General features: G+C 61.8%; 23 protein-coding genes. 8 read left to right on the top strand and 15 right to left on the bottom strand.

The features are described from left to right. Positions 1–178 precede the first annotated feature (178 nt). Positions 179–1,351 carry an MFS transporter gene (locus BT199_RS11815; RefSeq protein ID WP_072434532.1) on the top strand — a complete coding sequence of 391 codons (1,173 nt, stop codon included), beginning with the start codon at positions 179–181 and terminating at the stop codon, positions 1,349–1,351. Here BT199_RS11815 and BT199_RS11810 read toward each other — a convergent pair. Then, positions 1,345–2,382, bottom strand: a complete 1,038-nt coding sequence (locus BT199_RS11810) for an alpha/beta hydrolase family protein (protein WP_032902166.1) — start codon at positions 2,380–2,382, stop codon at positions 1,345–1,347. The genes BT199_RS11815 and BT199_RS11810 overlap by 7 nt on opposite strands. A gap of 191 nt (positions 2,383–2,573) precedes the next feature. Beyond that, positions 2,574–3,185, bottom strand: a complete 612-nt coding sequence (locus BT199_RS11805; RefSeq protein WP_072434531.1) for an FMN-dependent NADH-azoreductase — start codon at positions 3,183–3,185, stop codon at positions 2,574–2,576. 125 nt (positions 3,186–3,310) lie between these two features. Between BT199_RS11805 and BT199_RS11800 the strand changes: the two genes are divergently transcribed. Together BT199_RS11800 and BT199_RS11795 are read left to right on the top strand one after the other, a co-directional pair. After that, positions 3,311–4,219, top strand: a complete 909-nt coding sequence (locus tag BT199_RS11800; RefSeq protein ID WP_014718355.1) for a LysR substrate-binding domain-containing protein — start codon at positions 3,311–3,313, stop codon at positions 4,217–4,219. After that, entirely contained in the window at positions 4,216–4,572 is a 357-nt protein-coding gene (locus BT199_RS11795) for an MmcQ/YjbR family DNA-binding protein (RefSeq protein ID WP_014718354.1), read from the top strand. The genes BT199_RS11800 and BT199_RS11795 overlap by 4 nt, the downstream gene beginning before the upstream one ends. Here the strand turns inward: BT199_RS11795 and BT199_RS11790 are convergent. Continuing rightward, positions 4,561–4,944 (bottom strand): DUF1294 domain-containing protein, encoded by a 384-nt coding sequence (locus BT199_RS11790; RefSeq protein WP_014718353.1) that lies wholly within the window; start codon positions 4,942–4,944, stop codon positions 4,561–4,563. The genes BT199_RS11795 and BT199_RS11790 overlap by 12 nt on opposite strands. After that, on the bottom strand, positions 4,941–5,771 hold the full coding sequence (locus tag BT199_RS11785) for an undecaprenyl-diphosphate phosphatase (RefSeq protein ID WP_072434530.1): 831 nt from the start codon (positions 5,769–5,771) through the stop codon (positions 4,941–4,943). Before BT199_RS11785 ends, BT199_RS11790 begins: the two co-directional genes overlap by 4 nt. 226 nt (positions 5,772–5,997) lie before the next feature. Here BT199_RS11785 and BT199_RS11780 point away from each other — a divergent pair, with 226 nt between their 5' ends. After that, entirely contained in the window at positions 5,998–7,632 is a 1,635-nt protein-coding gene (locus BT199_RS11780) for a methyl-accepting chemotaxis protein (protein ID WP_019820153.1), read from the top strand. 47 nt (positions 7,633–7,679) lie between these two features. Here BT199_RS11780 and dctM read toward each other — a convergent pair whose 3' ends face one another. The 8 genes from dctM to BT199_RS11740 form a co-directional block, all read right to left on the bottom strand. Then, a complete protein-coding gene (gene dctM / locus BT199_RS11775) occupies positions 7,680–8,960 on the bottom strand; it encodes a C4-dicarboxylate TRAP transporter large permease protein DctM (protein ID WP_014718351.1) in 1,281 nt (426 codons plus the stop codon). Continuing rightward, the gene (locus BT199_RS11770) at positions 8,960–9,592 is read right to left on the bottom strand and encodes a TRAP transporter small permease (RefSeq protein ID WP_072434529.1); all 633 of its coding nucleotides are present in this window, start codon (positions 9,590–9,592) and stop codon (positions 8,960–8,962) included. Before BT199_RS11770 ends, dctM begins: the two co-directional genes overlap by 1 nt. A gap of 201 nt (positions 9,593–9,793) precedes the next feature. Continuing rightward, positions 9,794–10,777 carry a TRAP transporter substrate-binding protein gene (locus tag BT199_RS11765; RefSeq protein ID WP_072434528.1) on the bottom strand — a complete coding sequence of 328 codons (984 nt, stop codon included), beginning with the start codon at positions 10,775–10,777 and terminating at the stop codon, positions 9,794–9,796. Between the two features lie 218 nt (positions 10,778–10,995). After that, positions 10,996–11,811 (bottom strand): HpcH/HpaI aldolase/citrate lyase family protein, encoded by an 816-nt coding sequence (locus BT199_RS11760; protein ID WP_014718348.1) that lies wholly within the window; start codon positions 11,809–11,811, stop codon positions 10,996–10,998. A 14-nt stretch (positions 11,812–11,825) separates the two neighbouring features. Then, positions 11,826–13,019, bottom strand: coding sequence for a CaiB/BaiF CoA transferase family protein (locus BT199_RS11755; RefSeq protein WP_072434527.1), 1,194 nt, complete (start codon positions 13,017–13,019; stop codon positions 11,826–11,828). Positions 13,020–13,029: 10 nt separating this feature from the next. Continuing rightward, complete coding sequence (locus BT199_RS11750) at positions 13,030–14,379, bottom strand: MmgE/PrpD family protein (protein ID WP_072434526.1); 1,350 nt, start codon at positions 14,377–14,379, stop codon at positions 13,030–13,032. A gap of 10 nt (positions 14,380–14,389) precedes the next feature. After that, positions 14,390–15,553 (bottom strand): acyl-CoA dehydrogenase family protein, encoded by a 1,164-nt coding sequence (locus tag BT199_RS11745; RefSeq protein WP_060767458.1) that lies wholly within the window; start codon positions 15,551–15,553, stop codon positions 14,390–14,392. Positions 15,554–15,581: 28 nt separating this feature from the next. Further along, positions 15,582–16,400 (bottom strand): HTD2 family dehydratase, encoded by an 819-nt coding sequence (locus BT199_RS11740; RefSeq protein WP_019820163.1) that lies wholly within the window; start codon positions 16,398–16,400, stop codon positions 15,582–15,584. Between the two features lie 274 nt (positions 16,401–16,674). Here BT199_RS11740 and BT199_RS11735 point away from each other — a divergent pair, with 274 nt between their 5' ends. The 3 genes from BT199_RS11735 (at position 16,675) to BT199_RS11725 (ending at position 20,322) form a co-directional block, all read left to right on the top strand. After that, entirely contained in the window at positions 16,675–17,574 is a 900-nt protein-coding gene (locus BT199_RS11735) for a LysR family transcriptional regulator (protein WP_014718343.1), read from the top strand. A 116-nt stretch (positions 17,575–17,690) separates the two neighbouring features. Continuing rightward, positions 17,691–19,514, top strand: coding sequence for a serine hydrolase domain-containing protein (locus BT199_RS11730; protein ID WP_072434525.1), 1,824 nt, complete (start codon positions 17,691–17,693; stop codon positions 19,512–19,514). Positions 19,515–19,530: 16 nt separating this feature from the next. Beyond that, the gene (locus tag BT199_RS11725; protein WP_032902151.1) at positions 19,531–20,322 is read left to right on the top strand and encodes a MipA/OmpV family protein; all 792 of its coding nucleotides are present in this window, start codon (positions 19,531–19,533) and stop codon (positions 20,320–20,322) included. 137 nt (positions 20,323–20,459) lie between these two features. Here BT199_RS11725 and BT199_RS11720 read toward each other — a convergent pair whose 3' ends face one another. Together BT199_RS11720 and BT199_RS11715 are read right to left on the bottom strand one after the other, a co-directional pair. Beyond that, entirely contained in the window at positions 20,460–21,737 is a 1,278-nt protein-coding gene (locus BT199_RS11720) for an ATP-binding protein (RefSeq protein WP_020301507.1), read from the bottom strand. Beyond that, the gene (locus BT199_RS11715; RefSeq protein ID WP_014718339.1) at positions 21,738–22,445 is read right to left on the bottom strand and encodes a response regulator; all 708 of its coding nucleotides are present in this window, start codon (positions 22,443–22,445) and stop codon (positions 21,738–21,740) included. Positions 22,446–22,602: 157 nt separating this feature from the next. On the opposite strand from BT199_RS11715, the gene BT199_RS11710 reads away from it, so the two are divergent. Next, entirely contained in the window at positions 22,603–23,802 is a 1,200-nt protein-coding gene (locus BT199_RS11710) for an MFS transporter (protein ID WP_072434524.1), read from the top strand. Here the strand turns inward: BT199_RS11710 and BT199_RS11705 are convergent. After that, a complete protein-coding gene (locus BT199_RS11705) occupies positions 23,758–24,360 on the bottom strand; it encodes a MiaE family protein (protein ID WP_014718337.1) in 603 nt (200 codons plus the stop codon). The two genes, BT199_RS11710 and BT199_RS11705, sit on opposite strands and share 45 nt — an antisense overlap. Between the last annotated feature and the right edge of the window lie 126 nt (positions 24,361–24,486).

The following is a 24,486-nucleotide window of genomic DNA, read 5'->3' as shown; positions in this document are numbered from 1 at the left end:
ACCCGTATGGGAGCTGGCTTGCCTGCGATAGCGGTAGTTCAGCTACAGATTCAGTGACTGACACACCACCTTCGCCGGCAAGCGCGCTCCCCCAGGGGCCTCTGTAGGCGTCCCCTCGCTCCTACAGTCGTGCGGGATATGCCATGATGCTTCACCGCCCGCCAGCGATTGAGTATTCATGCCTGCCGCCCCCTCCTCCCTGTCGATCACCCTGCAGATCGTTTCCATCGTGTTCTACACCTTCATAGCCTTTATCTGCATCGGCCTGCCGATAGCGGTGATTCCAGGCTATGTGCACGAGCAACTGGGCTTCAGCGCCGTGGTGGCCGGGGTGACCATCGGTTCGCAGTACCTCGCCACGCTGCTCAGCCGCCCGATGGCCGGGCGAATGTCGGATAACGTCGGCACCAAACGCGCGATCGTGCTGGGCCTGGCCGGTATTCTGTTCAGCGGTGTGCTGACCTTAATCGCCACGCTGCTGGACAGCCTGCCGAGCTTGAGCCTGGGTATTCTGATCGCCGGTCGCCTGTTGCTCGGCGTGGCCCAGGGCCTGATTGGCGTGGGGACCATCAGTTGGTGCATGGGCGCAGTGGGCGCCGAACACACCGCACGCTCGATTTCCTGGAATGGCATCGCCTCCTATGGCGCCATTGCCATTGGTGCGCCACTTGGCGTGGTGATGGTGGCTGATTATGGCTACGCCAGCCTCGGCCTTGCCCTGGCGGTGCTGGCGGCGTTGGGCCTGGTGCTGATCCGCAATAAACCCTCGGTGCCGGTGGTACGCGGCGAACGGCTGCCGTTCTGGGCTGTGTTTGGACGTATCGCGCCGTTCGGCGCCAGCCTGTGCCTGGCCTCGATTGGCTACGGCACGCTGACGACCTTTATCACCCTGTATTACCTGAATCGTGGCTGGGCCGGTGCGGCGTATTGCCTGACGGTATTTGGTGTGTGCTTTATTCTCTCGCGCCTGGTGTTTATCTCAGCCATCAGCCGGTTTGGCGGGTTCACCGCCGCCATCGCCTGCATGCTCATTGAAACCCTGGGCCTGACGCTGTTGTGGCTGGCACCGTCTACCGGCGTGGCCTTGATCGGCGCCGGGTTGACCGGTTTTGGTTTATCGCTGGTTTACCCGGCGCTCGGCGTGGAAGCTATCAAGCAAGTGCCGGACAGCAGCCGCGGCGCGGGGCTGAGTGCGTATGCGGTGTTTTTCGACCTGGCCCTGGCGATTGCCGGGCCGTTGATGGGCGCCGTGGCATTGAACCTCGGCTATGGCTGGATCTTCTTCTGCGCGGCGTTGCTGTCGGTCAGTGCGCTCGGCCTGACCGTACTGCTCAGGCGCCGCGCCTACTGATCAGCGGTCTGCAAGCCGGCGCGCGTGGCCTCGCCCAGGGTATGGCTGAAAAAACGCCCGGCCTCGGAGACCAGATCGCGGTGGATGCCTTCGCGATCGACACCATCGGCATCCGTGCAAATGGCGGGCATGCTTGCCAGTTGGTCACTGTCACACGGCGCCATGAAAACAAAGTGCCCGGCCCCGGCCAACAGTTTGAAATCCGGTGGCTGCGGCAGCTTGCGCGCCAGGGCGGCGGCGTTCTTGTCCACGGCCACCAACTGGTCGCCATCGCCACTGTAGAGCAGCACCGGCACATGCACATCCGCCAGAGTGTGGCGGCCGAACATCAAGCTCAGCGGCGCCATCAGCATCAAAGCATGGATACGCGGGTCAGCCTGGGGTTGCAAGTCGTCGCGATCGACCACCAACTCGCCCTTGGTGGTGCACGCGTCGCGGTCTTCGGGGCGCTCTTGGCAGTAGCGGCGCAGGCGTTCGAAATCCGGCTTGGCGCCCGCCAGGATCAATGCCGTTTCGCCACCGGCTGAATAACCGATGACGCCGATCTGATCGATATCCACAAAGGGCGACAGCATCGGCTCGGCCAAGGCGGCGGTGATCGCCTGAGAGATCTGGATCGGCCGCCCATACAAATTGCTCACGGTGCCCAGGCGGCTGTGGTCCTTGTAGTTGTCACCGGGATGCAGCACCGCCACCACCACAAACCCCTTGCGCGCCAAGGCGGTGGCCAGGTCATGCAGGGCCAGCGGCGTGCCGGTATTGCCGTGGGACAACATCAGCATCGGGAAACGCCCGATCGCCACCTTGGCATCTTCGCTGGCCGCCACATGGTAGGCGCCCAGAGCGGTAGTGCGCTCGGCATCGGTAGAGGGATAGAACGCGATGGCTTTCATCGGCTGCGCATCCAGCGGGTCGAGAAAACTCATGCGATGAAACCCCACACTCCAATGGGGGTGCGGTGCCGGTGCGGCGTGCACTGAAACCACGCCGCCCAACAGCGAAAGAACCAAAACAGCACAAAGACGCATCATGGGGATGTCCACCTTTGCTGCATAAGAACCGGCCTGTCGAATAAAAAGTCCAGGGTATCGAATGGATGTCTGCATAACCTGGGCCACAACGAAAAAACTCCGTACTCCGCTCGCGTTCAGGCGATCAGAATACAGAGTTTAGGCGCTCGGTTTCAGAATGAAACCGAGGACAGGGCACATTTACATAAGCCTTACGCAGCGGCGAACAGTTGCTCGTTGATGCGCACGTTGGCGTCGCTTATGGCTTTGCTGCGCACTTCGTCACCGTAGGCCAGGCCTTCAGCGCGCACGATCTCGATGTCGGTGATGCCCAGGAAACCGAACAGCAGCTTCAAGTAGCCTTCGTGGGCAGCGCCCGAGGCCTGGTCGGCATGCAGGCCACCGGCGGTGGAAACAATAATGACTTTCTTGTTGCCGCACAGGCCTTCAGGGCCGGCTTCGGTGTAGCGGAAGGTCTGGCCGGCTACCGCGATGCGGTCGATCCAGGCTTTCAACTGGGTGGGGATGGTGAAATTGTACATCGGCGCACCGACTATCACGGCATCGGCGGCGAGGAACTCAGCCAGCGACGATGCACTCAGTTCAGCCTCGTGCTTTTGCGCCGCATCACGCAGTTCAGCGGCAGTGCCCAAGGCGCCCAGGGTAGCGCCGGAGAAATGGTTGATGCCTTCGCTGGCGAGGTCGCGGTAGGTCACTTCCACACCCGGCTGGGCGGCTTGCCATGCCTTGACCACACCGGCGCTGAGCTGACGGGAGGCCGAGTTGTCGCCGAGGATGCTGGAATCGATGTGCAAGAGTTTCATGATGGATCTCCGAGGTGGGATCGACAGTGGCGATCAGATGGTAGTGATGCTACGCATGAAACCAATGGTCGATAAGCCACCTGAAATGCGATAGTTTGTCCCACTGACAGGACAATAGGCCCACCATGCAAGACCTCAACGACCTCTACTATTTCGCCAAAGTCGTCGAAGCCGGCGGTTTTGCTGCGGCTGGCCGGCTACTCGGCATTCCCAAATCCAGGCTGTCGCGGCGCATTGCCGAGCTGGAAGACCGCCTGGGTGCACGCCTGCTGCAACGCACTACCCGACAACTGACGCTCACCGCCGTGGGCGAGCGCTACTTGCGCCACTGCCAGGCCATGTTGTTGGAGGCGGAAATGGCCGACGAGGCCGTGGCCAGCATGTCCAGCGAGCCACGGGGGCGCTTGCGGGTCAGTTGCCCGGTGGGGCTGGCCCAGCAGATTCTGCCAGAGCTGGTAGCCGGTTTTCTGGCCGCGCACCCGTTGGTGCAGTTGGACATGACCCTGGTGAATCGCCGCGTCGACCTGGTAGCCGAAGGCATTGATGTAGCGCTGCGCGTACGCGAACTGGGCGACGAAGACCCGTTACTGGTCACCAAACGCCTGCGCCAGGCGCATACCGTGCTGGTGGCCAGCCCCGTTTTCATGCGTGAGCGGCGGGTCGAAACCCTGGAAGACCTCAAGCAGTTGCCAATCCTTGGCGCACTCGAGGCGGACCGAATGGTGCACCAACGCATCATCGACCCCCAGGGCAACATGCACGAGCTAGTGATGGAGGCGCGCCTGGGCATCGAAGACTTTATCGTGCGCAAGGCCAGCGCAATGATGGGCGTGGGTTTTACGGTGCTGCCAATGATGTACTGCGAAGAAGAACTGGCCAGCGGCCGCCTGGTGCAACTGCTGCCGCAATGGTCATTACCAGGCGGCTGGCTGCAAGCGGTCTACCCGCACCGGCGCGGCGTGCTGCCGGCCATCCGGGCCTGGATCGACTACCTGGAAGAAGGCTTCAAAGGCTGTGGAGATCGGCTGTTATGAGCATGACGGAAGAACAAGTCGCACGTTTTTGCCTGAGCCTGCCAGGCGCACGGGAAGACTATAAATGGGGCGGCGTGCGGGTGTTCTCGGTTGCTGGCAACAAGATGTTCGCCTTGCAGAACCTGCGCGGTGAGTCGCTGGCCTTCAAGGTCGACAAAGAACTGTTCCTGGGTCACGTCGACCGCCCGGGCATTCACCCGGCGCCTTACCTGGCGAGGGCGCAGTGGGTCATCATGAACACGCCCTACCCTTTGGGCGCAGAGGAACTGCGTGGCTTGTTGCAGCGCTCCCACCAGTTGGTGGTGAGCAAGCTGCCCAAGCGCACACAGATTGGCTTGTGGCTAGAGGATTGACAGCAAGGTGCCGCCAAGAAACAGCTGGTCCAGCCAGAACACCTGGTGCAACAGCACAATCACCCAGAACAGCACCTGGTAAGACACCTTGCGCGTCTTGTGCCGGAACACCTGCTGGGCAATCAACGCCCCCGGCCAACCGCCCGCCAGCTCCACCGCATGCAGGATGTTTTCCGGGGTGCGCCAGCCTTCGGTCTGCGCCTTGCGCTTGTCGCTCCAATAAAGAAAGAACGCCACCACACTGACCACGCCGTAGGCCATCAACGGAATCGCCGTTTCGCCGCGATACCACAGCAAGGCCGAGCCCAGCAGCGGCGCGGCACACAGCAGTACAAAGATCAGCGCCTTCAGGCGTGGGTGCTGGATAGTCATGGCTTGACCGCAGTCCAGTCGATCCAGCCGAACTGCCAGGTCACCAGGATGACCAGGCCAAAGGCAATCCGGTACCAGGCAAACACCGCGTAGCTGTGGCTGGCGATGAATTTGAGCAAGCCCTTGACCGCAATCATCGCGAAGATGAACGAGGTGACAAAACCAATGGCGAACACTGGAAAATCCGCCGGCTGGAACAGATCGCGGTACTTGTAACCCGAGTACACCGCCGCCCCAACCATGGTCGGCATGGCCAGGAAGAATGAAAATTCGGTGGCCGTCTTGCGCGACAGGCCGAACAACAGGCCGCCGATGATCGTTGCACCGGAGCGCGAAGTGCCCGGGATCATCGCCAGGCACTGGGCCAGGCCGACCTTGAGGGCGTCTTTCCAGGTGATGTCGTCGACGGTTTCAGCCCGCACTGCATGTTGGCGGTGCTCGGCCCACAACATGATCACGCCACCCACTACCAGGGCAGTCGCTACAGTGATCGGGTTAAACAGGTAGTGCTTGATCAGGTCGGCAAAAATCACCCCCAATACCACCGCCGGCAACACGGCGATGATCAGGTTGACGGTAAAGCGCCGGGCCTTGGGCTGGGTCGGCAGGCCGATGACCACGTCAAAGATCTTGCGCCGAAACTCCCAGACTACCGCCAGGATCGCGCCCAGCTGGATGATGATGTTGAAGGCTTCGAAACGCTCGCCGCCAAAATTGATCAGGTCGGCGACGATGATCTGGTGGCCAGTGCTGGAGATCGGCAAGAACTCCGTAAGCCCCTCGACGATGCCGAGAATCAATGCCTGTATGGCGGTCCAAAAATCCATGCTGTCTCCAAAGGTCATGCGCGTGGCATGCCTCTTAGTCTTTTTTAAGTTCACTGACGACGAGCGCACACAAGCGCCCGCAGTTGATTCTCAACGCCGGTCTGCAAAAATTCCGTGAAAAATCAGGCAGTACTCAGGTTTTTCGATTCCGGGCCGAAAGCCTATCAGACACGCCGGAAATCTCGAAGCAGCACCACAATTATAAAGAGCAGGGAGTGACAGGACGATGAACAGTTTGCGCAGCATGTCGATCAGCCGCCGCCTTTGGCTGATCCTGATAGTCGCCGTGTTGATGCTGCTGGCCTTGGGGCTGTTAATGCTCAACCAGATCCACGGCGACCTCTACCAGGCCAAGCGCCAGCAAACCCAGCACGTGGTGCAGACCGCCAGTGGCGTACTCAGCTATTACCAGAGCCTGGAAAAAACCGGCGTACTGACCCGCGACGCCGCGCAACAACAGGCCCTGAGCGCGGTGCGCGGGCTGCGTTATGACCACGATGACTACTTCTGGATCAACGACCTCACCCCCGTGATGATCATGCACGCGGCCAACCCCAAGCTCGACGGCCAGAACCTTTCGGCGATCCGCGACCCGGACGGTTTCGCCGTGTTCAACGAATTCGTGAGCCTGGCCAAGGCCAAGGGCGCCGGCATCGTCAACTACCGCTGGCCGAAGCCCGGCGCCGAAGCGCCGGTAGAGAAAACCTCGTACATCCAACTGTTCGAACCCTGGGGCTGGATTATCGGCTCCGGGGTCTACGTGGACGATGTGCAGGCCGAATTCAGGGGCCAGGTGTGGAAAGCCTCGGCCATTGGCCTGGGCATTGCGCTGATGATGGCCGTGCTGGTGGTGCTGATTGCCCGCAGCATCGTGCAGCCGTTGCAGGCCGCGGTGAATGCCATGGGCAATATTGCCAGTGGCGAAAGTGACCTGACCCACAGCCTCGATACCCACGGCCGTGACGAATTGACGCAACTGGCCCAGCACTTCAATAGCTTCACCGCCAAGCTGCGCCAGGTGGTCGGCCAGTTGCAGGTGTGCGCGAACGCGCTGGGCCAGTCGTCCAGCGAGCTGGGCCACAACGCCAGCCAGGCCCATGACCGCAGCCAGCAGCAGTCGCAGCAGATGGAACTGGTGGCCACCGCCATCAACGAAGTCACCTACGGCGTGCAGGACGTGGCCAAGAATGCCGAGCACGCCGCCAGCGAAATGCGCGATGCACAGGCCCAGGCACAGCAGGGCCAGGTCAATATCGACGGCAGCTTGCAGCAGATCGACCAGCTCTCCACCACTATCAGCCAGGCCGTGGAGGTGATCCGCACGCTCTCCAGCGAGAGCACGCAGATCGGCGGGGTACTGGAGGTGATCCGCTCCATCGCCGACCAGACCAACCTGCTCGCCCTCAACGCCGCCATCGAAGCCGCCCGTGCGGGCGAGCAAGGCCGCGGGTTTGCGGTGGTCGCCGATGAGGTGCGCCTGCTAGCCCAGCGCACGCAGAAATCCACCGCCGAGATCCAGGTGATGATCGAGCGCCTGCAAGGCCACTCCGAAGCGGCGGTCAAGGTCATCAGCGACAGCCACAGCGCCTCGCAACTGACCATTGAACAAGCCGGCCAGGCGGGCGCAAGCCTCACCGCCATCGGCCAGGCGCTGCACAACCTCAACGGCCTGAACGCCTCGATTGCCAGCGCCACCCTGCAACAGGCCCACGTGGTGGAAGACATCAACCAGAACGTCACCCAAGCGGCCGGGCTGTCCCACAGCACCGCGCTGGCAGCGGAGCAATCGAGCGTGGCGAGTGCACAGTTGCGTGGTTTGAGTGAACAGCTTGATGGGCTTTTGCGTCAGTTCAAGGTTTGACATCCCTCAGCGGTGGGAGGGCTGCCCTCTCCCACCGTCTAGCGGCCTCACATCCCCAGCCACTGCGGCAGCGCGAGGGAAATGAACGGCAGGTAGGTGACCATGATCAGGAACACCAACAGAATCATCAGCCACGGCATCGCGGCGCGAATGGTCTGCCCTAGAGTCAGCCCCGTCACCGCCGAGGTCACGAACAGGTTCAGCCCCACCGGCGGGTGCACCAGGCCGATTTCCATGTTCACCACCATCACAATCCCCAGATGAATCGGGTCAATCCCGAGCTTCATCGCAATCGGGAAAAAGATCGGCGCCAGGATCAGCACAATGGCCGAAGGCTCCATAAAGCTGCCGGCAATCAGCAGCACCACGTTGACCATGATCAAAAAGCCAATCGGCGTCAGCCCTTCCGAGATTACCCACGCGGTAATTTGCTGGGGGATCTGTTCGGTGGTCAGCACGTGGGCAAACAGCATGGCGTTGGCGATGATGAACATCAGCATGATCGACAAGCGCCCCGACTCCAGCAGCACCTTGGGGCAGTCGCGCAGCTTCATGTCCTTGTAGACGAACAGCGCGACGAATGCTGAATACACGGCTGCCACTGCCGCCGCTTCGGTCGGGGTGAACATGCCGCTGTAAATGCCGCCGAGGATAATCACCAGCAGCAACAGCCCCCAGAACGCTCGGCGTGCACAACTCAGCCACTCACGGAATGTCGCCCGGGGTTGCGCCGGCAGCTTCTTGATGCGGGCGACGATGTAGATCGCGACCATCAACATCAGGCCCAGCAGCAAGCCCGGAATCACCCCGGCCATGAACAATTTGCCTACTGAGGTTTCGGTCGCCGCCGAATACACCACCATCACGATCGACGGCGGAATCAGAATGCCCAAGGTCCCGGCGTTGCAGATGATGCCCGCCCCAAACTCCTTGGGGTAACCGGAACGCACCATGCCCGCCACGGCAATCGAGCCCACCGCTGCCACCGTGGCCGGTGATGACCCGGACAGCGCCGCAAACAGCATGCACGCCAGCACCGCCGCAATCGCCAGGCCACCGCGGATATGCCCGACACAGGCGTTGGCAAAGTCGATCAGCCGCTGGGCCACGCCGCCGGTGGTCATGAAGGCGCCGGATAACAGGAAAAACGGAATCGCCAGAAAGGTATAGGCGTCGCTGGTTTCAAACAGTTTGATCGCCAGGGAACTCACAGAGTCCTGGCTGAACATCAGGATCGACACCGCACCGGACAACCCCAGGGCAATCGCAATTGGCACGCCCAGAAACATGAACACGAACAACAGGAGAAACAGACAGAGCACGGCCATCAGTGACGCTCCTCATGGCTGCCGGCCAACTTGCTGGCCTCGCCGGCCTCGTCGGCCAGGCCCAACCCGACCTGGCGGTGGGTAAAGATGCGGTAGAAAATTTCCAGGTAGCGGATCAAGACCAAGGCAAAGCCAATGGGCACGATCACCACGATGTCGCCGACATCGATGCCGAACTGGTCGAGGTCTTCGGCGCCGATATGCGCGGTCATCACCGCACTCACCCACTTGTAGCTGGCCACCATGAACAGCCCGGCATAGGCCAGGCAGCACAGGCAGGCGAGCATGCCGAGCAGGCGTTGCACCGGGCGCCGGGTCAGCCGCACCAGCGCGTCCACGCCCAGGTGGCCAGCGGTGCGCACGCCGTAGGAAATGCCGAAGAAAATCAACCAGCCGAACATGGCCTTGGTCAGCGCCACACTCCAGGTCATCTCTTGGGCCCAGGCCATGGTGCCGTCGCCCAGGGTATTGAAGAAGGCGCTGCTCCAGGCCCATTTGTCGGCCAGGGCAAAAAACAGGGTGTAGACGTTGTTGAGCATGACGTAGACGAATGTCACCAGGGTCATGGCGGCCAGCAGGAAAGCAATGAAGCCTTCCTCCAGGTGCTCCCAGACGCGCCTTAGCGTTTGCATGGCAAAACCTCGCGAGGCAGAGTTAGGTAAAAAGCCAGGTCAACCTGCTAGATCGTTCCCACGCTCCGCGTGGTAATGCCGCCCCGGACGTTCCACGTCCTGTATCACGCCGTGCGTAAGGCGACGCGGAGCGTCACGGGATGCATTACCACGCGGAGCGTGGGAACGATCAGTCGCGGGCAAGCCCGCTCCCACAGAGGATTACTGGTTGGAAGCGTCCGCCGCCTTGATCAGGTCAGCCCCAATCTCGCCCTCGAACTTCTGCCACACCGGGCGCATGGCTTCGCGCCACAGCGCACGTTGCTCGGGGGTCAGTTCGATGATTTCGCTGGTCTTGGCGTCGACGATCTTCTGCTTGGCCGACTGGTTCAGCGCTTCGGCCTGCTTGTTCACCTCCACGGTGACCTCGGCCATGATCTGCTCCAGGGTGCTGCGCACATCCGGCGCCAGGCCATTCCAGAACTTCGCGTTGGTGATCAACATGTAGTCGATCAGGCCATGGTTGGACTCGGTGAAGTACTTCTGCACTTCATTGACCTTCTGGCTTTCATAGTTCGACCAGGTGTTCTCGGTGCCATTCACGGTACCGGTCTGCAGGCCCTGGTAAACCTCGGCAAAGCTCATCTTGCGCGGGTTGGCGCGGATCGCCTTGAACTGTTCTTCGAGCACACTGGAGGCCTGCACGCGGAACTTCAGGCCACGGGCGTCCTTGGGTTCATGCAGGGCCTTGTTGGCGGAGAGTTGCTTGAGGCCGTTGTGCCAATAGGCCAGGCCGAGGATGTTCTTATCCTGCATCGAGGTCAGCAGTTGCTTGCCCTGAGCGGCCTGGAAACGGTCGACGGCGGCCAGGTCGTTGAACAGGAACGGCAGGTCGTAGATCTGCACTTGCTTGGTGTAGTGCTCGAATTTGGCCAGGGACGGCGCCAGCATTTGCACGTCACCCAACAGCAATGCTTCCATTTCCTTGCCATCGCCAAACAGCGACGAGTTCGGGTACACCTCAACCTTGACCTTGCCGGGCAGGCGCTCTTCAGCAAGTTTTTTGAACAGCAGCGCGCCCTGGCCTTTGGGGGTGTTTTCGGCGACCACGTGGGCGAACTTGATCACAATCGGGTCTGCCGCCTGGGCCAGGCCAGCGGTAAACAAGGTGGCGGCGCACAGCAGCGCCCGGGAAAGCTTGAGCATGGGAATCACCTTCTTATTGTTGTGTTTAAGGCAAGGTGCCTGATGTAACGCGTGTCGTGAATTTCGAATTTTAGATACCTGCGTTCGGCCTGGCCGAACGCGCCCACTGTGGGAGCTGGCTTGCCTGCGATAGCGGTGTGTCAGGCAACACAGACATTGACTGTTCTGCCGCTATCGCAGGCAAGCCAGCTCCCACACTTCGTTCCCGGTTTTGTCAGTTACAGTTGCGCGGCCAGCAGCCGTTGCGCGCGCAGCAGTACCGGCGCATCCACCATCTGCCCATCAATCTGATAAGCCCCTGCCCCATCAGCACCCGCCTCCACCACCCGCCTGGCCCAGGCCAGCTCTTCAGCGCTCGGCGCCAGCGCGGCATGGATCACCGCGACTTGCTTGGGGTGAATGCACAATGCCCCGGCAAAGCCCATTTCATAAGCGTGCCGGATCGAGCGGTGCAGGCCTTCGGGGTCGTCGATGGCCGGGTGCACGCCGTCCAGCGGCGCCGCCAGGCCCGCCGCGCGCGAATGCACGATCAACGCCAGGCGCGCCTGGTCGAGGGCCAATTCGGCCGCGCGGGAGTGACTGCTCAGGTTCAGGTCCAGCGCCAGGTCCAAGCCACCGAACGACAGGCGCTCTACCTGGGGCGCCTGGGCAATCTGCGCCAGTGCCAGCAAACCGCGTGCGCTTTCGATAATCGGCCAGATAGCCTTGCCGGTAGCGGCCACCACAGCCACCTGGGCCGCGCTTTCGACCTTGGGCAGCAATACCCCGGCGACATTTGCATGGGCCTTGCAGAAGGCCACGTCCTCAAAATGTTCGGCATGTTGCGGCGCGTTGATGCGCACCCACACCTGGGCCTCGGGATGGGCGCACAGGAATGCTCCCAGATTATCCCGGGCCTGACGTTTGAGCGGTTCTTCCACCGCGTCTTCAAAATCCACAATCACTGCGTCGGCGCCGCTGGCCAGGGCCTTGGCAAACCGCTCCGGGCGGCTGCCCGGCACAAACAGCGCAGAACGTACTAAAGGCTTTGGCATCACTTGATTCCTGATTAGATAACGCCGCGCTCGCGCAGGTGGTTAATGGCCTCAACGGAGTAACCCAGCTGATCGAGGATGCCTTGGCTGTGTTGCCCCAGCGCTGGCACGCCGTCCATGCGCGGGGTAAACGCGGCGTTACGGGCCGGTGGCAGCAGCGACGGCAACGGCCCCGCCGGGCTGTCGACGTCGCGCCAGCTGTCGCGGGCCTTGAGTTGCGGGTGGTCCCACACGCCTTGCATATCGTTGACCCGGGCGCTGGCAATTTGCGCGTCTTCCAGGCGCTGGATCACCGCCTCGACGTCCAGTTGGGCAAAGCGCTCCACGATGATCTGGCGCAGCACCTCGCGGTTGGCCGAGCGCTTGAAATTGGCGCTGAAGCGTTCGTCCATGGCCAGCGCCGGGGTGAGCAGCACTTTGTCGCAGAACGCCGCCCATTCGCGCTCGTTCTGCAAGCCGAGCATCACGGTGCCGCCGCCCCCGGTGGGAAACGGCCCATAGGGGTAAATCGTCGAATGCGCGGCACCCGCACGCGGTGGCGGCGCCGCGCCGTCGAAGGCGTAATACATCGGGTAGCCCATCCACTCCACCAGGCTTTCGAGCATGCTTACATCGATGCGACTGCCCTGGCCGGTTTTGCCGCGCAGCAGCAACGCCGACAGAATGCCGCTGTAGGCGTACATGCCGGCGGAGATATCCGCGATGGAGCAACCGGCCTTGGCCATCTGTTCTTCTTCTGGGCCTCCGGTCACCGAGAGGAAGCCGCCCTCGCTCTGGATCAGCAGGTCGTAGGCTTTCTTTTTCTCATAGGGCCCACCTTCGCCATAGCCGGAAATATCGCAGACGATCAGGCGTGGAAAACGTACGTGCAGCGCCTCGAACGATAAGCCCATGCGCGCCGCCGCGCCGGGGGCAAGGTTCTGCACCAGCACATCGGCATCGGCCAAAAGCGCATCCAGAATGGCGCCCGCCTCGTCCTGCTTGAGGTCCAGGGTCAGGCTTTCCTTGGAGCGGTTGGTCCAGACGAAATGCGACGCCAGGCCACGCACCCGCTCGTCATAGCCACGGGCGAAATCGCCGGTGCCGGGGCGCTCTACCTTGATGACCCGGGCACCGAGGTCGGCCAGTTGGCGCGTACAGAACGGCGCGGCAATCGCGTGTTCCAGGCTGACGACGGTGATGCCGTCCAGCGGTCGTTGTTCAGTCATGACAAATCCCTCAAAGCCAATGGGCCATGGACGCGGTAGTTCGCAGGTTCCACACCTGCTCGATCAGGCGGTTGGCCTGGGCCGGGGTGCGGGCGCCACTGAAGTCGGCCAGGCGCTGGAACTTGTCCGCCAGCTCGGCACGGCTCAGGGTGTTGCCCGGGTCGCCCTTGGGTTCATCAATGGCACCGTGCAGCGTGCGGCCATCGGTGGTGGTGACGGTGACGCGGCCCAGCCAGCGTTGCGGGTAGGCGTTGTCGACTTCGGGGTCCAGGCTCATGCAGACCTTGTCGCGAAACGCCGCGACCGCAGGATCGGTCAACGCCAGCTCATGGAATTCAGGCAAACCGGCTTTGCCATGCACAGCGATCAGCCCAAGCACCGTGCCCATGGAAAATTTTGCCTGGTGCACGGTGGTCGGCACCGTCACTCGGCCGAGTACGTCAATGGCGCCTTGGTGCACGTGGGTTTGCACCTGGGAGATCTGCGCAGCGCTCAGGCCTTCACGCTGCATCACGTCCAGCAGCGCATCGGCAGCAGGATGGGTGTGGCGACAGGAGGCGTGGAATTTGAACGAGGTTTCCACCAGCGCCCAACGGCTGCCCAGCTCGGAAGACAATTTGCCCGGTTGGGCATCACTGGACATCCCGGCCGCCAAACCTTGCTCACCTTCAAGGATATTGCGCGCGCCGGTCAGCCCATCGGCCGTAAGGTAAGCCGCCAGCAAGCCGTCCGCCGCCGCCTTGGCCGTGTGCAGTTGCTTGGAGTCGGCGGCATCGCGCAGAAACTCCCACAGCCCGGCAGCCTGGGTGCCGGCGCTGCCGAGCAGGTTGATGAATTGTTCTTCGTTGAAGTCGAGCAACTTGCCCACCGCGACCGCCGCCGCCAGGGTGCCGACCGTGGCCGTGGTGTGGAAGATGCGGTAGTGGGAGCGGCCCATGAACTCACCGATGCGAATCCCCGCCTCATAGCCGGCTACAGAAGCCAGCAACAGCTCACGGCCAGACTTGCCGAGGTCCTGGGCAGCCGCCAATGCAGCGGGAAACACCACGGTGGCCGGGTGCAGCACGGAGCTGTTGTGCAGGTCATCCTGCTCCACCAGATGTGAGGAAGCGGCGTTGACCAGTGCGGCAAAATACGCGCTGGTGCCGGTGCCGTTGACGATCACCTGGGCCGGGCCGCTGCTCGGGCCCATCTTCTGCGCGTAGCGTTCAAACAAGGGGATCGGGTGCGCGCCTTGGCTGGCCAAGGCGCACGCGAGCCAATCCAGGTACAGTTCTTCGGTGCGCGTCAGCACGGGCTCGGGCAATTGTGAGTACGTCAGCTCGGCCAGGAATCGGCACAGGGCTTGGGTAGGGCTCATGCTCAGGCCCTCAGAAGCTACGTGGCAATTCGAGCAAATGCTCGGCCACGTAGGACAGGATCAGGTTGGTGGAGATCGGCGCCACCTGGTACAGGCGGGTTTCGCGGAACTTGCGCTCCACGTCGTACTCGCAGGCAAAGCCGAAGCCGCCGTGGGTTTGCAGGCAGGCATTGGCCGCTTCCCAGGACGCCTTGGCCGCCAGGTACTTGGCCATGTTGGCACTGGCCCCGGCGTTCTTGCCGCTGTCGTATTCCTCGCAGGCACGCCAGCGCATCAGGTCGGCCGCTTCGATCTCGATATGCGCCTCGGCAATCGGGAACTGCACGCCCTGGTTCTGCCCGATGGGCCGGCCAAACACCACACGGTCGCGGGCATAGGCGCTGGCCTTTTCGATGAACCAGCGGCCGTCACCGATGCACTCGGCGGCAATCAGCGTGCGCTCGGCATTCAGGCCATCAAGGATGTATTTGAAACCCTTGCCCTCCTCGCCAATCAGGCTGTCCAGGGGCAGCTCCAGGTTGTCGAAGAACAGCTCGTTGGTCTCATGGTTGACCATATTGGCGATGGGCTGCACGGTCAGGCCGTTACCGATGGCCTGGCGCAGGTCCACTAGGAAGATCGACATGCCTTCGGATTTTTTCTTTACGTCGGCCAAGGACGTGGTGCGTGCCAGCAGAATCATCAGGTCGGAATGCTGTACCCGTGAGATCCAGACTTTCTGGCCGTTGATCACGTACTTGTCGCCGCGCTTGATCGCCGTGGTCTTGATCTTGGTGGTGTCGGTGCCGGTAGTGGGTTCGGTGACGGCCATCGACTGCAAGCGCAATTCACCGCTGGCCAGCTTGGGCAGGTAGTAGCGTTTTTGCGCCTCGCTGCCATGACGCAGCAGGGTGAACATGTTGTACATCTGGCCGTGCACGGTGCCCGAGTTGCCGCCGCAGCGGTTGACTTCCTCAAGGATCACCGAGGCTTCGGCCAGGCCCAGGCCGGAACCGCCGTATTCCTCGGGGATCATTGCCGACAGCCAACCGGCGTCGGTCAGGGCCTTGACGAAGGCTTCGGGGAAGCCTTTTTCTTCATCGATCTTGCGCCAGTAAGCGGCATCGAACTCGGCGCACAAGGCGCGCACGCCGTCGCGGATCGCATTGAGTTCTTCGTTGTCATGGGCATTCATCTACGGCTCTCCGCCTGTTGTTATCGGGTTATTCGAAATGCACCTGGGCGGTCTGTGCCAGGCCTTCAGTGTTGCCAGCCCACAGTTCTGCGACGCCGGTGGCGGTGATGCGCCCGCCGACCTGAAAAGGCTGTGGCGCAATCAGTGGGCGCACGCCGCGATAGGCAAAGCGGCGCAAGGTCGCCTCAGGGTGCGCTCGGCAAAACGCACGCAGGTTCAAGGTGGCGATCAGCGGGCCATGCACCACCAGGCCGGCATAGCCTTCGGTGCCGGTGACATAGGGGTAGTCGTAGTGGATGCGGTGGCCGTTGAACGTGACGGCGCTGTAGCGGAACAACAGGGTCGGCGTCGGCTCGACGGCCTCTGTCCATTCGCCCCGGGCCAGCGCGTCGCCGCTGCCAGGCTTGGGTGGCGTGGGTTCGCGGTAGACGATGTCCTGCTCCTCGCGGATGGCCAGGCGCCCTTCCTGGGAGTAGTCATGACGCACGGTGACAAATAGCAGTGAGCCGGTGCGCCCGGTCTTTTCTTCGACCTGGGTGATGGTCGACACGCGCGTAGCCGCCTCGCCAGCCCGCAGTGGGTGCAGAAATTCAAGACGCCCACCAGCCCACATGCGATTGCGGTTATCGGCCGGCGGCAGGAACCCGCCGCGTGCCGGGTGGCCGTCGCTGCCCAACGCCACCTCCGGCAGCGGGTCCTGGAAAAAGCACCATTGCCACAACGCAGGCACAGCGTCGCCGTCGGCAGGCACCTCTTCACCTAATGTGGCGGCGATGCGCTTGAGCAGGTTATGGCTCAGGTGGTCGTAGGCGGTCTCACTTCGGCCGATCCAATCAGTGGCGCTCATCGGGTGCAGGTCCTCAGGCAGTGGGTGTCTGCCGAGGATCATGCAAGGGCCAGCCCGTTCTGAGAATTTGCATTTCAATAAACCAGCGTTCGGTTATGCTGAACGCCAATTTAATTGGAAAACACCGTACATCCCTGTGGGAGCGGGCTTGCTCGCGAAAGCGCAGTGTCAGTCACTGAATACATTGCCTGATACACCGCTTTCGCGAGCAAGCCCGCTCCCACATTTGGGTCTTCATTGTGATGAGGTTTGGTGTTTATACCGGGAGCCTTGCATGCACTTCGATCTCGCCGACCTGCGCCTGTTTATCCATATCGCCGAATCCCCCAGCCTCACTCAGGGTGCCAAGCGCGCCTTCCTGTCGCCGGCTGCCGCCAGTGCGCGGATCAAGGCCCTGGAAGGACAGCTCGACACGCGCCTGTTGTACCGCGACAGCCGGGGCGTGGAAATCACTCCGGCAGGCGAGCGCCTGTTACACCATGCGCGGTTGATCATGCGCCAGGTGGATTACCTCAAAAGCGAGTTCACCCAATACGGCGTGGATTCGGCCGGGCATATTCGTATCTTCGCCAACACCACGGCGGTCACCGAGTTTTTGCCGGAAGTCCTGGCAGGCTTTCTGTCACAGCGCCCGGGCGTCACCGTCGACCTGCAGGAACGCCTGTCACGAGACATCGTGCGCGGGGTGCTCGATGGCACCAGTGACATGGGTATCATCGCCGGCCCCGTGGAAGCCTCCGGCCTGCAAGTGTTGCATTTCAGCACCGATGAACTGGTGCTGATGGTGCCCGTCGGGCATGCCTTGGCCGAACTGCCTTCGGTCACCCTCGAGCAGACCCTGGCGTATCAGCATATCGGCCTGCATGAAGGCAGCACGCTGTTGAGTTTCCTGCGTGAACACGTCGAGCGTCTGGGCAAGCAATTGTCGCTGCGTATCCAGGTCTCGAGCTTCGAGGCGATCTGCCGGATGGTCGAGGCCGGCGTGGGCATTGGCATCATTCCAGAGTCCGCCGCCCTGCGTCACAGCCGCACCATGCAGCTGGTGACGGTGAAACTGGACGAGCCCTGGGCGATTCGCGAGCGCAGCATCCTGGTACGCGAGCTGGAAGCGCTGCCGGGGACCATACGCGCCCTGATCGCCACGTTGATGCCTGCCCCCCTGGGCAAATCCTGATGTTTTTATAAGCGGCCGTTAACAGTCTTTGACAGTTTCCCGACAAAGCACTCAAAGATTCTCAGCACCCGCCGCCCTAGCATTCCAGCATCCAAATCATCATTCGGGTGCTCTTGATGTTTCGCAGACTGCGCGGTATTCCGCTATTGGGTTGCCTGTTGGGCAGTATCGGTTGCCACTCGCAACCGCCTGCCCCGCCGCCGATTCAAAAAGGTGATTACGGCGCAATCATCCGCTACCTGCAAACCCGCATTCCCCAGGAGATGGCGCGGGACAATGTGGCGGGATTGTCGATTGCCCTGGTCAATGGCCAGGAGCTGATCTGGGCCCGCGGCTTTGGCCTGGCTGACAAAGACCTGGGGGTGCCGGTCACGCCCAATACCGCGTTTCGCGCCGGTGGCATCTCCAAGCTGCTGACCGCCACGGCGGCGCTGCAACTGGTGGAGCAGCAACACCTGGCGCTGGATGCGCCGATCCAGCAGACCCTGCGTGAGTTCTACGTACGCTCCCGCTTTCACAGCGACCAGGCCGAGGCGGATCGAGCGATCACCTTGCGGCGCTTGCTCAGCCATCAATCCGGTTTGCCCAGCGAGCACCTGCGCGACCTGCGCAGCACCTATGCCATGGGGCAAATGCCGATGCGTGTGTCGGGTGTGTGGCTGAGCAGCCTACCGGGCTCCCAGGTGGCGTATTCCAACCTTGGCTATGCCTTGGTGGGCGCCGCCATTGAGCGTAGCAGCGGCAAAAGCTTCGAAGCCCAGTTACAAAGCAGCCTGCTCACACCCTTGCGAATGAACCAGTCCAGTTTCCTGGGTACCGGTGCGCAAATGAGCTATCGCGCCCACGGCTACGAGGATGGCAAGGCCAGCACCGACCCCCAGGTGCGTGACCTCGCCGCCGGTGGCCTGTGGACCAGCCCCAAAGACCTCGGCCGCTACGTGCGCATGCTGTTTGCCAAGGGCACCTACAAGGGCAGTCAGATCCTCGGCAGCGCTTCTATCGATGCCATGTTTACCCAGCAAAACACCGGCAACGCCTTGGATTTCGACTGCCAGATGGGCTTGGGCTGGTTCTTGGCGCCCTGTGGTGACGAGCCCATCGGCCCCGGTGTGCGCACCTACCAGCACAGCGGTGGCGGCGACGACTTCGTGGCCCAGTTGACCCTGCTGCCGGATCAGCAACTGGCCGTGGTCATCATGGCCAACGACAGCAACGCCGAAGACATGGTGGTGTCGCTGACCACCGACAGCCTGCGCCTGATGCTCCAGGCTCAGACCGGCAAGCCCGTATGCGCCGACGACTGCCAGGCCCCCAGCCACGGCCTCAAGCTGCGCCATGTACCGGCGGCGGTGGATCGCAAGCGCCTGGCCGGCTTCTACGCGACCGCCTGGGGCGTGTTCCGCATCAGGGATGAGCATGCCCGTTTGAGCGGTGAACTGGCCGGCTACGATTTCCAGCTATTGCGTGATGAGCAAGGCTGGCTGCGGGCGCAGAAAAAGATACTGGGGTTCTGGCGCAAGGACCTCGGCGATTTGGGCCGCGTGCAGCTGGATGTCCTCACGGTACAAGGCCGCCAAATGCTCACCGCCCGCAGCCACGGCCAACGCATTGCCATCGGCGAGCGCATCGAGCCGCCGCCCTTGTCCGCCGCGTGGGCCAACACGGTCGGCACCTACCAGGTGCTCAGCAGCCATGAACCCGACGCGCCATTGAGTGGCATCAGCGTGCGCCAGGAGGACGGTTTCCTGGTGATTCGCGGCCAATTAAACGGCGAGCCGCTGACCGACTACATCCTGCTGCCCATCGACAACGCCCATGCGGTGCTGGCCGGCAACGGCTACGGCCTGGGCGATACCGTCAGCCGCCAGGTCAACGGCCTGAGTGCTTCGGGCTACTCGTTCAAACGCACCCATTCACCCCACACACCCTTGAACCTCTAACCAGGAAAACACCCTGATGCACTCAAAAAACCTGTGCCTGTCATTGACCTCACTGTGCCTGCTCGCCGCCGCCGATACGGCGCTTGCCGAAGACTGGCAATACAGCCTCAAGGCCGGCATGGCCAACGCACCCCGCTACAGTGGCAGCGACGAACGTATGACGGCGCCTGTGCTCGGCGGCAAAATCATCAGCCCCTGGGGCGTCTTTCTCGACACTGATACGGGCTTGGGCTGGGGTTACGAAGGTGATGCCCTGAGCTTCAGCGCATACGTTGGCGCAAGCGATTCGCGCAAGGATAAAAATGAAAGCATGCATGCCGGCTCCAAACGCCTCAAAGGCATGGGCGAGATCAAGTCACGTCCGCAATTGGGGGTAAGTACCGCCTACAACCTCGGCGGTGTGATCATCGGCGCCACCCTGGAACATGCGCTTGAAGAAGATAAACACAAGGAAACCGGCAAGGCTTTTACCCACCTGGAGTTGAGCCTGGGCACCCATCTCTATGAAGGCCGCTACGGCTCCGTCGATGCCGCCATCAACAGCCACTTCGGTGACCGCAACTACCTGCAAACCTGGTACGGCGTGACTGCCGACCAGGCCACCCGCAGCCGCTTCAAGGAATACAAGGCAAGTGCCGGCAATATCAGCAATGGCATGAACCTCTCATGGAGCGTGCCGATCAACGAACACACGCAGTTCTCGACCTTGCTCGATGTGCAATACCTGGCGAATGAAGCAGGCAAGAGCCCGATTGTGGAGCAGCGGCTGCAGGCGTCGGTGTTGGGGGAGCTGCAGTACACCTTCTGATCTGACTTGCCCTCTGTAGGAGCGAGCTTGCTCGCGAAAAACTCGCAGGCGCCGCGTTTATCCAGAAAACACGCGTTATCGTTGAGGTTCTTCGCGAGCAAGCTCGCTCCTACAGGATGGCATGGGGGCAAGCCCTCTTACTCTGCATAGGCCCACGTCATTCGAAACGACGCCCCGCCCCACTCCGAATCCTGCACTTCCACCTGCCCGCCATGCCACTGGCTGACACGCTTGACCAGCGCCAGGCCCAGGCCAAATCCGCCTGTGCGGCGGTCGCGGCTGGCGTCAAGGCGCAGGAAGGGTTCGAATATCTTGGTGCGACCCTCCAGCGGTACCCCCGGCCCATCGTCGTTGACCCGCACTTCGTAACCGCTGCCAAACTTGACCAGCGACACTTCCACGCGACGATCGGCATAACGAATCGCGTTGCGCAGCAGGTTGATCACGGCCCGCGCCATAAAGCGTGGCTCGATCTGGATAACGTCCACCTCGCAGGTGCGCAACGACAACTGCACCCCTTCTGCTTCGGCCTCCAGGGCCACGCTGCCGATCACACTGTCGAGCCAACTGTGGGCCTCGATTTGCTCGCGGGTGACCTGGGTAGCGCCTGGCTCAAGGCTGGCATAGGTCAACAGCTCGGAGACCATTTCTTCCAGTTCACCGAGGTCGGCGTACATGTCGTTGATCAACGCTCGGCTTTGCCGTGGGTCACTCTGCTGCCTGAGCTGGTCCAGCTCGAATGACAGCCGCGCAATCGGCGTGCGCAATTCGTGGGAGACCGCGTTGGTGAGTTCGCGCTGGTTGGCGATCAAACCTTCGATGCGCTCGGCCATCTGGTTGAAGTGCCCGGCCAGTGAACGCACGGTGGAGCGACTCGGCAGCAAGATGCGCGAGCCCAGGTCATTGTCACCGAAACGTTGCGCTGCCAGGCGGATGTGCTCCAGGTCGCGCCAGTGTGGACGCACCCAGAAATACAGGACGATGGCCAGGCTCACGCCCAGGAAGCCATAGGCCCACAGGTATAACCACTTGGGTTCTTCCGGCAATCTGATTTCGAGCAGTTGCGGGCCGTCGTCGATAGGCGCGAGAAATTTCATGAAGTCTTCGCGCACCACCACCTGGTCAGCCGCCAGGAGTTTCTGTTCCCGTTCGCTCAAATCCTGGGTGTCGCGCTGCACCAATTCGAGCCGCAAGCCGTAATGCGGTTGCAGCTCGTCCAGGCGTGCCTGGCGTGCCTCTGCCTGCACGGGACGCAGTTGCTCCACCAGGGCCCAGGCCGGGCCACGCAGGGCTTCACGGTTATAGGTTTCGTTGGACTCGGGCATGTAGGCGTCCAGGCCGTAGTTGACCAACCAGATCGACCCGGCCAGACCGAGCGCGAGAATCAGATAGAGGCGCAGATACAAGCGCAGCATCTACACCTCCCACGCGAACGGATTGAACAGGTAGCCCTTGCCCCAGATGGTCTTGATGCACACCGGCTCGCGGGGGTTGTCATTGAGCTTGCCGCGCAGTTTGCTGATGTACACGTCTACGCTGCGGTTCAGGCCGTCAAAAGCGATGCCGCGCATGCGGTTGAGGATGTCGTCGCGAGAGAGAATCTTGCCCGCGCTGCTGGCCAGCAACCACAGCAACTCGAATTCCATGGTGGTGAGGTCAATGGTCTCGCCGCCCAGGCGGACCACCCGGCAACTGCGATCAATCGACAAGCGGCCAAATTCCAGGGCACCGCGCACGGTGGGCTCGGGCACTTGACGGCGCTGCAGCGCACGCAGGCGCGCCAACAACACCGGCGGTTTGATCGGCTTGATCACGTAGTCGTCAGCACCGGATTCAAGGCCAAGGATATGGTCCAGGTCATCTTCCTTGGCGGTGAGGATCACGATGGGCGTGTCCGACACGTTGCGAATCTCGCGGCAGACATGCAGCCCGCTCTGACCCGGCAGCATCAGATCGAGCACGACGATCTTCGGCTTGAAATCCAGGAACGCCGCCAAGGCTTCATCACCCCGGTACACCACCCGTACCTCGAAACCATGCTGCGACAGAAAATGCGAGACCAGCCCTGCCAGCTTTTCATCGTCCTCAACGAGCAAGACCTTGCCCAGACCCAGGTTTTCCATAAGTTCTCAGTGTGGATGCGCGGATTGAAATGGGGCCATTATAGGTGGCAAGCTGGCCGACAGATGTGGCTGACCAGCCCACAGCGAAGAAGCTTCATGCTTTTAAGAGTTTTTAACAAATAGCCTGCACTTTTTAACGCCATTGACAGGGAGTTCTATGCGCAAGGATTACCTGGCGTTCTTCATTTCGCTGTTCCTTTCACGGCTGGCCGACCAGGTTTTGCTGTTTATCGTGCCCCTGATCGTATTCCAGACCACTCAAAGCGTGTCGTGGGCGGGGCTGGCGTTTTTTGTCGAATCACTGCCGCGCTACCTGGCTTTTCCGGTGTGCGGGGCATTGTGCGACAGGTTTTCACCGGTGCGTATCCTGCATATCAGCCAAGTGTATCGGGCCGTGGCCTGCGTGGTGGCGATGGCGCTGTATGCGCTGTTCGACGGTATTGAGTGGCTGGTCATGCTGTCCGCGTTGTGCGGCGTATTGACCACCCAGGGCATCATGGCGCGGGAAGTGGTGATGCCGCATATCTTCGAGCATTACACCTACGCCAAGACCTTGTCCTATTCACAGATCGCCGACCAGAGCGGGCTGGTGCTCGGGCCATTGGTGGCGGCGCTGATGCTGGAAGTCTGGGCGTGGCCTTGGGTGGTGCTGGGGGTCGCCGTGCTGTTTGTGCTGGCGGACCTGGCGATGCTGATCTGGCAGCGCCACACCACGGTGGACCTGCACATCCATGAACAACAGCCGGGTAACTGGCTGCAACCCCTGCGCACCGCTTTTGGCCACATCCTCAACCGGGTGGAGTTGAAACGCATCATCGTCCTGGCGGTCGGTGTGAACCTGATGGTCGGCGTGACGCTGGCCACCTCGGCTGCCATGGTCACCGGCCACTACGCAGCGGGCAAAGACACCTATGCCCTGCTGCAAGCCGCCGGGGCGCTGGTGACCATCGCGATTCTGTTCTACCTGGCGCATTCATCACTGAAGCTGAAGGTACTGGGCGGGTTGTCGTACTCGATGATCACCGTCGGCGCGCTGATCACCGCGCTCAGCCCCGGCGTGTGGGCCTACGCGGTGGGGTTCCTGCTGCTGACCGGCTTTGACAAGATGTTCAACGTGTACCTGCGCAGCACCCGACAACGGGTGATTCCGGTGCAGGACTTCGGCAAGACAGTCGGTGTGATGACCTTGCTCAACAACCTGGCCCAGCCCTTGGCGGGCTTGATGATTGCCGTGCTGGCAGCACCCTTTGGCACGCCAACGGTGATCCTGCTGCTGGCGGGGATCACCGCCTTGATCGGTGTGGCCGTGGCCTCAGGCTGGCACGCCACTGTGAAAGCGGAACTCGACGTCGGGTGATTCGATCAGGTCCTGCTCGGTGGCTCGCACCCGGTCGATCACCTGGGCGATGTCCTTGGCGTCGCCGTACTGGTAAGCCAGCTTCAAGTAACCCTGGAAGTGCCGCGCCTCGCTTTTGAGCAAGCCGAAGTAGAACTTGCCGAGTTCTTCGTCCAAATGCGGCACCAGCGCTTCGAAACGCTCGCAACTGCGCGCTTCGATAAAGGCGCCCACCACCAGGGTGTCTACCAGCTTGACCGGCTCATGGCTGCGCACCACCTTGCGCAAACCCGAGGCATAACGGCCGGCGTGCAGTTGACGCAGTTCGACCTTGCGCTTTTTCATCAGGCGCATGACCTGCTCGTGGTGCACCAACTCTTCGCGGGCCAGGCGCGACATCATGTTGATCAGGTCAACGTGGCCGTAGTACTTGGCCATCAGGCTCAAGGCGGTGCTGGCGGCTTTGAATTCGCAGTTCTTGTGGTCGATCAGCAGGGTTTCCTGATCGGCCAACGCGGCCTGGACCCAGGCATCGGGGGTGCGGCAGCCGAGGAATTCATGGATTTCGGGCAGGTTCATCGGGCTCACGGGCAAAGGATCACAAAAGGGCGCCGATTATACCGACCCCGTCGCAGACCACCAGCCACCGGCCTTGATGTGTATCAACATGACGGCTGCCGGCCAGCAACTATAGTTATCCAACGC

This window comes from Pseudomonas sp. NFR02, assembly GCF_900119375.1.
In the GTDB taxonomy this organism is placed as follows: domain Bacteria; phylum Pseudomonadota; class Gammaproteobacteria; order Pseudomonadales; family Pseudomonadaceae; genus Aquipseudomonas; species Aquipseudomonas paracarnis.
This window is presented reverse-complemented; position numbering and strand designations above follow the sequence as displayed.